Origin of the sequence: Butyrivibrio sp. WCD2001, from assembly GCF_000424485.1 — a bacterium.
Classification (GTDB): Bacteria; Bacillota; Clostridia; order Lachnospirales; family Lachnospiraceae; genus Butyrivibrio.
Genome location: NZ_AUJZ01000038.1, coordinates 1 through 8,586 on the forward strand (window position 1 = coordinate 1; position 8,586 = coordinate 8,586).

The 8,586-nt window shown below is 41.7% G+C and carries 13 protein-coding genes; all 13 read left to right on the plus strand.

All coding sequences use genetic code 11. The annotated features are described in order from the left end of the window. The coding region (locus G630_RS22555; protein WP_044959738.1) for a DNA methyltransferase at positions 1-183 on the plus strand (183 nt) is incomplete at its 5' end. Next, on the plus strand, positions 168-1,769 hold the full coding sequence (locus G630_RS0117275; RefSeq protein ID WP_026499314.1) for a terminase large subunit: 1,602 nt from the start codon (positions 168-170) through the stop codon (positions 1,767-1,769). The genes G630_RS22555 and G630_RS0117275, both read left to right, overlap by 16 nt. A gap of 53 nt (positions 1,770-1,822) precedes the next feature. Further along, complete coding sequence (locus G630_RS22560) at positions 1,823-2,461, plus strand: HNH endonuclease signature motif containing protein (RefSeq protein ID WP_044959741.1); 639 nt, start codon at positions 1,823-1,825, stop codon at positions 2,459-2,461. Continuing rightward, the gene (locus G630_RS0117285) at positions 2,461-2,850 is read left to right on the plus strand and encodes a hypothetical protein (RefSeq protein WP_026499315.1); all 390 of its coding nucleotides are present in this window, start codon (positions 2,461-2,463) and stop codon (positions 2,848-2,850) included. The genes G630_RS22560 and G630_RS0117285 overlap by 1 nt, the downstream gene beginning before the upstream one ends. Positions 2,851-2,972: 122 nt before the next feature. After that, a complete protein-coding gene (locus tag G630_RS0117290) occupies positions 2,973-4,298 on the plus strand; it encodes a phage portal protein (RefSeq protein WP_026499316.1) in 1,326 nt (441 codons plus the stop codon). Then, the gene (locus tag G630_RS0117295; protein ID WP_026499317.1) at positions 4,216-4,992 is read left to right on the plus strand and encodes a head maturation protease, ClpP-related; all 777 of its coding nucleotides are present in this window, start codon (positions 4,216-4,218) and stop codon (positions 4,990-4,992) included. Before G630_RS0117290 ends, G630_RS0117295 begins: the two co-directional genes overlap by 83 nt. A gap of 15 nt (positions 4,993-5,007) precedes the next feature. Continuing rightward, positions 5,008-6,204, plus strand: a complete 1,197-nt coding sequence (locus G630_RS0117300) for a phage major capsid protein (protein ID WP_026499318.1) — start codon at positions 5,008-5,010, stop codon at positions 6,202-6,204. 56 nt (positions 6,205-6,260) lie between these two features. Next, on the plus strand, positions 6,261-6,536 hold the full coding sequence (locus tag G630_RS0117305) for a head-tail connector protein (protein WP_026499319.1): 276 nt from the start codon (positions 6,261-6,263) through the stop codon (positions 6,534-6,536). Then, positions 6,536-6,901 (plus strand): head-tail adaptor protein, encoded by a 366-nt coding sequence (locus tag G630_RS0117310; protein WP_026499320.1) that lies wholly within the window; start codon positions 6,536-6,538, stop codon positions 6,899-6,901. Before G630_RS0117305 ends, G630_RS0117310 begins: the two co-directional genes overlap by 1 nt. After that, a complete protein-coding gene (locus G630_RS0117315) occupies positions 6,879-7,259 on the plus strand; it encodes an HK97 gp10 family phage protein (RefSeq protein WP_026499321.1) in 381 nt (126 codons plus the stop codon). Before G630_RS0117310 ends, G630_RS0117315 begins: the two co-directional genes overlap by 23 nt. Before the next feature lie 2 nt (positions 7,260-7,261). Continuing rightward, the gene (locus G630_RS0117320) at positions 7,262-7,582 is read left to right on the plus strand and encodes a hypothetical protein (protein WP_026499322.1); all 321 of its coding nucleotides are present in this window, start codon (positions 7,262-7,264) and stop codon (positions 7,580-7,582) included. Between the two features lie 11 nt (positions 7,583-7,593). Continuing rightward, positions 7,594-8,190 carry a major tail protein gene (locus G630_RS0117325; protein ID WP_026499323.1) on the plus strand — a complete coding sequence of 199 codons (597 nt, stop codon included), beginning with the start codon at positions 7,594-7,596 and terminating at the stop codon, positions 8,188-8,190. Beyond that, positions 8,187-8,549, plus strand: a complete 363-nt coding sequence (locus G630_RS0117330) for a hypothetical protein (RefSeq protein ID WP_026499324.1) — start codon at positions 8,187-8,189, stop codon at positions 8,547-8,549. Before G630_RS0117325 ends, G630_RS0117330 begins: the two co-directional genes overlap by 4 nt. Positions 8,550-8,586: the final 37 nt, after the last annotated feature.

The following is an 8,586-nucleotide window of genomic DNA, read 5'->3' on the forward strand; positions in this document are numbered from 1 at the left end:
TATTGCTTTCGTATGTGTGATGGCCTTCTTATGACAGATAAGGATATCATCAACTGTCAGACTTTTCCGCAGGACTTTGATTTCATGAATCAGAATGTTCAGTATGTATGCGGAATGAGTGTTCCACCGGTGATGATGGCAAAAATATCGGAGCAGGTGTATTTACAATGGCTAAGAAATTGAAATATGTCCCTTCGCCCTTCATGGCAAAGGATTCTCACTATGATAAAGAAGCTGCTGACTATGCCATGAATTTCATACAGTGCCTTTGCCACACTAAAGGTACATGGGCTGGAAAGCCTTTTGAACTGATTCCGTGGCAGGAACAGATTGTCAGGGATGTATTTGGAATAATAAAACCAAATGGTTATCGACAATTTAATACAGCATATATCGAAATTCCGAAGAAACAGGGCAAGAGCGAGATGGCAGCCGCAGTTGCGCTACTTTTGACCTGTGGTGATGGAGAAGAACGTGCGGAAGTGTACGGATGTGCAGCTGATAGGCAGCAGGCTTCTATTGTATTTGAAGTAGCTGCTGACATGATAAGAATGTGTCCAGCACTTAATAAGAGATGCAAGATATTATCTGCATCAAAGAGGATTATTTATCTTCCAACTAACAGCTTTTATCAGGTTTTATCTGCTGAAGCGTATTCAAAGCATGGATTCAATATACATGGAGTGGTGTTCGATGAGTTACATACTCAGCCGAACAGGAAGCTTTTTGATGTAATGACAAAAGGATCTGGAGATGCAAGGATGCAGCCTCTATATTTCCTTATCACGACAGCCGGCACTGATACAAGGTCAATCTGTTATGAGACACATCAGAAGGCTAAGGATATCCTGGAAGGAAGAAAAATTGATCCTACGTTTTATCCTGTAATCTACGGGGCAGATGAAGATGATGATTGGACAGATCCTAAGGTTTGGAAGAAAGCTAACCCATCACTTGGGATTACAGTGGGTATTGATAAAGTGAAAGCTGCTTGTGAGAGTGCAAAACAGAATCCTGGGGAAGAAAACTCCTTCAGACAATTAAGACTGAACCAGTGGGTTAAGCAGGCTACAAGGTGGATGAGTATGCAGGTGTGGGATGCTTGTGCTTTTCCTATTGATGAGGAAGAACTTGAAGGAAGAGTCTGTTATGGAGGTTTAGACCTTTCATCGACTACAGACTTAACTTCATTCTGTTTGGTATTCCCACCTGAAGATGAGGATGGTAAGTACATAGTACTTCCATACTTTTGGGTACCTGAAGAAACATTAGACCTTCGTGTAAAACGTGATCATGTACCTTATGATGTATGGGAAAAACAAGGCTTTATACAAACAACTGAAGGCAATGTCATTCATTACGGATTCATTGAGAAGTTTATTGAGGCATTGGGAGAACGATTCAATATCCGTGAGATTGGGTATGACCGTTGGGGAGCAACTCAGATTTCTCAGGATCTTGAAGGATGCGGATTCACAGTAATACCGATGGGACAGGGATTTGCTTCAATGAGTCCTCCTACGAAAGAACTTATGAACCTTACTTTGCAGAAGCGTATAGCTCATGCAGGGCATCCTGTTCTTAGATGGAATATGGATAATATTTATATCAGGACAGATCCTGCAGGTAATATCAAAGCTGATAAGGCAAAATCAACTGAAAAGATTGATGGAGCCATTGCTATGATAATGGCTTTGGATAGGGCTATAAGATGCGGTAATGATACAAGTGAAAGTGTTTATGATACAAGAGGTATTATTTCATTTTAAGAGCTGACGCAACATGCTATACTTAGAATATTATAAGTTGTTGAGGTGATTGTATGGACTCTTTAAATGAGATAAGAAAGAAAATCCCTATGCCTACACATTGTCCTTTTTGCGGTGAATTGCTCACTCCAGACAATGCTGAACTAGATCATATAATACCACCAAGATTAGGTGGAAAAACTGAAGAAAAGAACATGAGATATCTGTGCAGAGAATGTAATAGGAGAAAAGCAAACAAATATAATGTGATTTTTGAATACTATTACCGGCTTATGCAGAACAAAGGAATGACGGATGAATCATTAGGTAAGAAAATTGACTACGCCCTGAGAGATATGTCAGTTGAAGATATGGATAATCTTGAGAAGAGACTTGAGAGTAAGGATCCTTCATTTAAGAGATTATTTGCATATTACAAGGCTTTATCTTCATATTTTAATAAAGATTTACCACAGGAAGCACAGCCTCAGAATGATGAGATTGCAGAAAAGATGGCTTCAGTTATTAAGGCCTATGACAACTATGACATAGACTCTGAGGAACGAGTAGAAATCAACGGAAATATCTTTAAGTATAAAAAGGACTTTCCTATCGATCAGTATAAAGAAATTCTGGCTGAGTATGGAGAAGAGGAACAGGATGAAGTGTATTCTGTTTATTTGGACGAAGAAGGAAGGCTGGTGGTTTACTGATGAATTACGGAAAAGGAACGATAATCTTTGTTCGTAGGACAAAGTTTGCTGATAATGGGCAATATGATAACAGAGCAGGACATCCGAGCATGCTCCCTATAGCATCAGATGATGTTTCAGGCGATACATATTATCTGATGCTTACAAGTAATGTTTCTAAGATAAATGCATATCCAGATAAATACTATGATTTATCAGATGTATGGCAAGATATTCCATTGGAGCGACCATCACTAATAAACCTTCAGTATATATACAAAGGAAGGGTTGAGGGAGGAAAACTTGGTGGTTTATGGCCTCAGCTTTATAAGGATGTTATAAGAGAGTTGAAACGATATCAGAATGAGCATCCATGTGAGTGTTATGAAGAACTAAAAGGAAAAATATAAATGTTTTTAAGGCATCGCTTCGGCGGTGCTTTTTTCGTGCAGTGAAAGGTGGCCGGTATGATCATTCTTTCAATTATCGGATTCCTGCTCATCCGGGAAGCCATAAATCAAATGGAGGATATATGAGCATTTTTAATGGAATATTTAAATCAAGAGCACCAACAAATAGAACTGCAGGCTCAGCCTATGGATTTTTCATGGGTTCATCTGCTGCAGGGAAGAGGGTAAATGAAAGAACGGCCATGCAGACATCAGCAGTTTATGCCTGCGTAAGAGTGATTTCAGAATCTGTTGCGAGTCTTCCACTTCACCTTTACAGGTATACGGATGGTGGGGGAAAAGAAAAAGCTATAGCTCATCCCTTATATCATCTTTTGCATGATGAACCCAATCCAGAAATGACTGCATATTCGTTCTTTGAAGTCGCCCTCACGCACATGTTGCTTTATGGAAACTTTTATTCTCAAATAATTCGCAATGGGAAAGGTGAAGTAATCGCGCTCTACCCTCTGATGCCGGATAGGATGACTGTAGACAGGGATGATAAGGGACACCTTTACTATGAATACCAGCTTACAAGTGATGATCCGGTAAAGAAAAAAGAGTCCACGGTAGTGCTTAAGCCAGAGGACGTACTTCACGTACCAGGGTTATCCTTTGACGGGCTTGTAGGTTATAGTCCTATTGCTATGGCTAGAAATGCTATAGGACTTGGCATAGCAGCTGAAGAGTATGGCAGTAAGTTCTATGCTAACGGGGCAGCTCCGAGCGGTGTCCTTGAACATCCTGGAACACTTAAGGATCCATCAAAGGTAAGGGAGAGCTGGACACAGACATTTGGTGGAAGCTCGAACTCCAACAAAGTCGCTGTACTTGAGGAAGGCATGAAGTATACGCCTATATCCATTAACCCTGCGGAAGCTCAGTTCCTAGATACAAGGAAGTTTCAAGTGACAGAAATCTGCAGAATATTCAGGGTACCACCTCATATGGTTGCTGACCTTGATAAGTCGAGCTTCTCAAATATAGAGCAGCAGAGCCTTGAATATGTCCAGTATACACTCAGACCTTGGCTTACAAGGTTGGAACAGGCTATGAGCAGAAGACTCTTTTCACAAGAAGAAAAGAAGTCTTATTTTTTTAGGTTCAATGTAGATGGTCTGCTCCGAGGAGATTATCAGTCGAGAATGAATGGCTATGCCGTAGCAAGGCAGAACGGTTGGATGAGCGCAAATGACATAAGAGAGTTAGAGGATTTAGACCTAATTCCAGAAGAGCAGGGAGGAGATTTATATCTCATCAATGGAAACATGACAAAGCTTGAGGATGCAGGTTTATTTGCAGATAAGGGAAAGGAGGAATCCGATGAAGAACAGGAAGTTCTGGAACTGGACGAGTCGGAAGACAAAGGATCAGGAAGGAAACGAAAATACCGAGAGGGTGCTTAGTTTAAATGGAACAATAGCAGAAGAGAGCTGGTATGACGATGACGTTACACCAGCTCTTTTTCGTGATGAGTTAAATGCTGGTGATGGAGACGTGACTGTGTGGATCAATTCACCAGGAGGCGACTGTATAGCTGCAGCTCAGATCTATAATATGCTCACGCAATATCCGGGGAAGGTTACAGTCAAGATTGATGGTCTTGCTGCATCAGCTGCATCAGTCATAGCGATGGCTGGTGACACTGTTTATATGTCTCCGGTATCTATGCTGATGATTCATAACCCGGCGACCATGGCATTTGGTGACTATGCAGAAATGCAGAAAGCCATAGATATGCTTGAGCAGGTCAAGGAATCAATCATCAATGCCTATGTCTTAAAGACAGGACAGAGCAGAGCAAAACTAAGTCATCTGATGGATGCCGAAACATGGATGGACGCAAACAAAGCTGTAGAGCTAGGTTTTGCAGATGAAATCATAAAGAAAGGTACTCAGGATGAAGAGCATCCGGAAGTATCAATGCTTTTCTCACGTAAGGCTGTTGATAATGCCTTAATGAACAAGGTTTCAGCCAAGTTTGAAAAAGAAAAACAGCCTGTCGCTCAGCAGGCAGAAATACCCAATATGGAAACGGATAAGGGACGCTCAGTTAAGGATATTAACGAGCGTCTTTCTATCATCAAAAGATTAATATAATGGAGGAAAAATACTATGAGATTACAGCAGCTTATTGATAAGAGAGCAAAGGTATGGGAACAGGCAAAGGAGTTTGTGGATACCCATCAGAAAGAAAATGGAACACTATCTGCAGAGGATACTGCAGCCTACGAAAAAATGGAGGCTGAGATCACAGATCTTACAGCAGCGATTGACCGCGAAAGAAGGGCAGAGGAAAGAGAAGCAGAATTAAACAGACCTGTTAACACACCTCTTACCGCAAAGCCCGGTAAGGCAAATTCAGAAGGGGACGAGAAAACAGGTAGAGCATCAGATGAGTACAGAAAGGCAATGTTAAATGCCCTCCGCACTAACTTCCGACAGGTTTCCAATGTACTTCAGGAAGGTGTGGATACAGATGGTGGATATCTTGTTCCGGAGGAGTACGACAAAAGAATTATCGATGTGCTTACTGAAGAGAACATTTTCAGAGGACTTGCAACTACAATCACGACATCCGGAGAGCACAAGATCAACATCGCAGCAACAAAACCTGCGGCAGCATGGATTGACGAGGGAGAGCAGCTCACATTCGGTGATGCTACATTCGACCAGACAATCCTTGATGCACATAAGCTCCATGTAGCTATCAAGGTTACAGAAGAGCTCCTTTACGACAACGCCTTTGGTCTTGAGAACTACATCATCACTCAGTTTGGCAAGGCTCTTGGAAATGCTGAAGAGGATGCATTCCTTAATGGCGATGGTACAGGAAAGCCCACAGGTATTTTTCATGCTACAAAGGGCGGTCAGGTGTATGGTACTACAGCTACACAGGATAAGGTTGCAGCAGATGAGCTTATAGGTCTCATCTATGGACTTAAGCGCCCGTATAGAAAGAAGGCATCTTTCATTCTTAATGATAAAACGATTTCTCAGATCAGAACATTGAAGGATAATAACGGAGCATATATCTGGCAGCCTTCATACCAGGCTGGTGAGCCTGACAAGATCCTTGGCTATTCACTTCATACCTCTGCATATGCACCGACAAATGCTGTAGCCTTTGGAGACTACAGTTACTATAACATCGGTGACAGAGGTTCCAGATCTTTCTCAGTTCTTAAGGAACTGTTTGCCGGAAATGGCATGATCGGATATGTCGCTAAGGAGAGGGTTGATGGAAAACTCATTCTTCCCGAGGCAGTCCAGATTCTTAAGATCAAAGCTAAGTCTGGAGCTGCAGGCTGATAATTGTTTTGGGGGCTGCTTTTTATCGGCAGCCCTTTTTATGAAAGGCGGTAAAAATGATCATATCCGTTGAAGAGGCAAAGGGTTATCTGAGGGTAGAGCATGATGAGGATGACTCCCTCATTGAAAGCTTTATACTGTCTGCCCAACAGCTCTGTATGGACATATTAAGAACGGATGACCTTTCTGTTCTGGAAGATGACAGGAATGCCAAAGTAGCTCTTCTTTACTGCGTGGCTTACTTCTATGAGCATAGGGAGGAGACAAATTATCGCACAGTGACTTTGTCATTACGGGCTCTTTTATCAGGAAACAGGAAGGCTGAGTTTTAATGAATATCTCTAATTTAAATGAACGGATCTTAATACAAAAGAGCGATGTTTCATCTGATGAAATAGGTAATCAGGTGGAGGTATGGAAAGATTATTATTCATGCCGTGCATATTGCAGCGATAACCCACAAGGTGGCAGCAATGGAGATGAGAGCAGTATGTCATTTGAAACCTTAGCGCATCCGATAATTACATTTTCTGTGCGGTACAGTAAAAAGGCATCTTCGGTTGATTCTGAGAATTTCAGGATAGTTTTTCAGGATGAAGTGTACGAGATAGTTTCGGTAGACCACATGAATTACATGAAAAAACTTATCAAATATCGATGCAGGAGGCAGAGGAATGGGAAACTTCGTGAGGATTGATCAGCTGGCCGGTGAAATAGTTAAAGGACTGAAAGAATATGAAAGGCTGACAACGGATGATATGAAAAAGGCTGTTAAAAAGGCTGGCCAGACGGCAAGAAAACAGATATCTGCTACAGCACCGAAAAACACAGGGATTTATTCCAAAAGCTGGGCTGTAAAAACTACTAAGGAGTTTTCAGATTCAATAGAGGTTACGGTCCATTCAAGAAATAGGTATCGTATAGCTCATCTTCTTGAAAACGGCCATGCAAAACGAGGTGGCGGACGTGTGGCTGCAAGACCACATATAAAAAAGGCAGAAGAAACTGCAGTCAAACAACTTGAAAAGGATATAAAGGACGCACTTGGAGGATAAAAATGGATGCAATTGTCGTGTTACTAAGAAAACTGAAACTGCCTTTTGCGTATGACCACTTTGCAGAAGGGAAAGGACCGGATCCGCCATTCGTAATTTATAGATGTGCGGGAACAGACAACTTTCCTGCGGATGACCGGGTATATTTTCCGGTGGAAGATATTGTTATAGAACTATACACTGACAAAAAAGAGCCGGCTACAGAAAAGAAGCTTGAGAAGCTTTTAACTGATGCGGGCATTTTTTATGAAAAGTCTGAGATATACATAACTACTGAAAAGCTTTATGAAGTCACCTACTCATTTGAGCAGGGAAAGGATTAAGGAGGACAGATATGGGAAATAAGGTGAAGTTCGGCTTAAAGAACGTTTTTTATGCCATAGCAACTATAGCTGATGATAATTCAGCAACATATGCATCACCTGTAAGATGGCCTGGGGCAGTGAATCTTTCAATGGATCCTGCAGGAGAACAGACTAAGTTTTTTGCAGATGATGTGAGCTTTTATACAACTGTCGGTAATGCCGGTTATACAGGTTCCTTTGAAAGCGCATTAGTTCCTGACTCATTCAGGAAAGACGTGCTTGGAGAAATTGAAGATGGGAATGGCGTGCTTATAGAGGACTCAGATGCCACTCCGGTGCACTTTGCACTTATCTTTGAGTTCACGGGTGATGCATCACAGGTAAAGCACGTGCTTTATAACTGTACAGCTGCAAGACCTTCTGTCGGATCAAAGACCAGGGAAGAGTCTGTTGATGTTCAGACAGAATCAATAGACCTTACGTCATCGGCTATTTATGATAAGACGCTGCAGAAGAACATCATCAAAGCTAAGTGTGGCGATAAAGCATCGAAGGCATATGCCGGATGGAATGCGGAAGTATATCTTCCCGCAGCAATTACTGAAGGAGGCAAGGGCAAGTCATGAGAAAAACAGTAAAAGTCGGTGATATGGTAGTGGAGTTTTGCGCTAATGGTGCGACTCCACTTAGATATAAGCAGGTCTTTCACAAGGACCTTTTAAAATTCTTTGATAATGCTTCAAAGGAAGGCGTGGATGATGCCTTTGCTACAGAGACAGTAATGGAACTTTCATTCATTATGGCAATGCAGGCAAAGGGCGGTGACCTTTCAAAGCTCACAGAAGAGGAGTATTACGAGTGGCTCTCACAGTTTGAAGCAAATGATATTCCTCAGAATGCATCGGATATCATCGATGTATATATGGGTAATACCAAAACAGAATCAGAACTAAAAAAAGAGAGCGCCCCACAAGCAGATGCATGAATACTGCAATCTACCTTCTTAGGGTAGTACAGATGGG